The organism is Campylobacter concisus (genome assembly GCF_002913545.1).
GTDB classification, from domain to species: domain Bacteria; phylum Campylobacterota; class Campylobacteria; order Campylobacterales; family Campylobacteraceae; genus Campylobacter_A; species Campylobacter_A concisus_AV.
Map to the genome: position 1 here is coordinate 1 of NZ_PPBR01000025.1, position 1,457 is coordinate 1,457.

1 protein-coding gene is annotated in these 1,457 nt (G+C 39.6%); it reads left to right on the forward strand.

Going from position 1 to position 1,457, the window contains the following annotated elements; translation table 11 throughout:
• Window positions 1-44: 44 nt before the first annotated feature.
• Window positions 45-1,445 (forward strand): murein biosynthesis integral membrane protein MurJ, encoded by a 1,401-nt coding sequence (gene murJ / locus CYP05_RS01590; protein ID WP_103586653.1) that lies wholly within the window; start codon window positions 45-47, stop codon window positions 1,443-1,445.
• The last annotated feature ends 12 nt before the right edge of the window (window positions 1,446-1,457 follow it).

Sequence of the window (1,457 nt, forward strand, 5' to 3'; positions counted from 1 at the left end):
GCATCTTTTGTTACTATTGCGTTTTTAAATTTACTAGGTGGGCGATGTTTATAAAAGGCTTTTTTTCAAACTCAGTTGGCATCATGACTTCAAGGATTTTAGGGCTTATAAGAGATCTTTTAACGGCCTCTATCCTTGGTGCTGGCATATTTAGCGACCTCTTTTTTATAGCATTTAAGATACCAAATTTATTTCGCCGCATCTTTGGTGAGGGTGCCTTTACGCAGGCATTTTTGCCAAATTTTGCAAATAGCAAGAAAAAAGCGATCTTTCAAGCTGAAATTTTCATCAAATTTCTACTTTTTATAGGTATTTTGACGCTTCTTGTAAATTTATTTACACCCTACTTTATAAAAATAATCGCAAGCGGTTTAAGCGAGCAAAACATAACCGATGCAGTGCCACTTGTGCGCATAAATTTCTACTATCTAGCCCTTGTTTATATCGTCACTTTCATGGGTGCGCTGCTTCAGTATAAAGGGCACTTTGCAACGACTGCGTTTTCTACTGCGCTACTAAATTTAGCCATGATAGCTTCACTACTTTTGGCTCGTGGCAAGAGCGAGAGTGTGGTCGCACTTTATCTTAGTTTTGGTGTCGTTGCAGGCGGCATTTTGCAGGTTTTGGTGCATCTAATTGCTATGAAATTTAACGCCTTAAATAAAATTTTCTGGGGCGGTCTAAGTGGATATTTTAAGGGCAAAAGAGCTCAGAGCAAAGGCTTTTTTATAAATTTCTACCACGGCTTACTTGGCTCAAGTGCTATGCAGATAAGCGCATTTATGGACACTTGGCTAGCTAGCTTTTTGGTAAGTGGCTCGATAAGCTACCTTTTTTATGCAAACAGAATTTTCCAGCTCCCACTTGCAATCTTTGCGATAGCGCTCTCTCAGGCACTCTTTCCAAAGATCACTAGGCTTTTAAAGCAAAAAGACGAAGCAAACGCCCTAGTTTGGACGAAAAAGAGCTTTTATCTACTACTTTGTGCCCTGCTAGCAGCTACGATCACAGGCGTCGTGCTAAGTGAGTTTATCATCTGGCTATTGTTTGAGAGAGGGAATTTCACAAGGGCAAACACGACCGAGTGCGCCAAGGTGCTAAGTGCCTATTTAGTGGGGCTTACGCCATTTGGTCTAGCTAAAATTTTCTCACTTTGGCTCTATGCAAATATGAAGCAAAAAGAGGCAGCTAAAATTTCTATCATCTGCCTTGTGATAAATTTGATCCTAGCTGTCATTTTGATGCAGAGATTTGGAGCAGCTGGCCTTGCATTTGCAAGCTCGCTTGGGGGATTTTTACAGCTTATTTTATACATTAGAGCCTTTGGAGCTAAGCGATTTTTAGCTATAATCGAGCCTAAATTTATAGCCGCTATCGCACTTTTGGCGGTTTTACTCTATTTTGGTTTAACATTTTTAAAGGATATATTTAATGCGAATTTTTGATACTTCTAAAAG

Coding starts and splice junctions, on each gene's coding strand:
- murJ (WP_103586653.1), top strand. CDS start 45: ATGTTTATAAAAGGCTTTTTTTCAAACTCAGTTGGCATCATGACTTCA.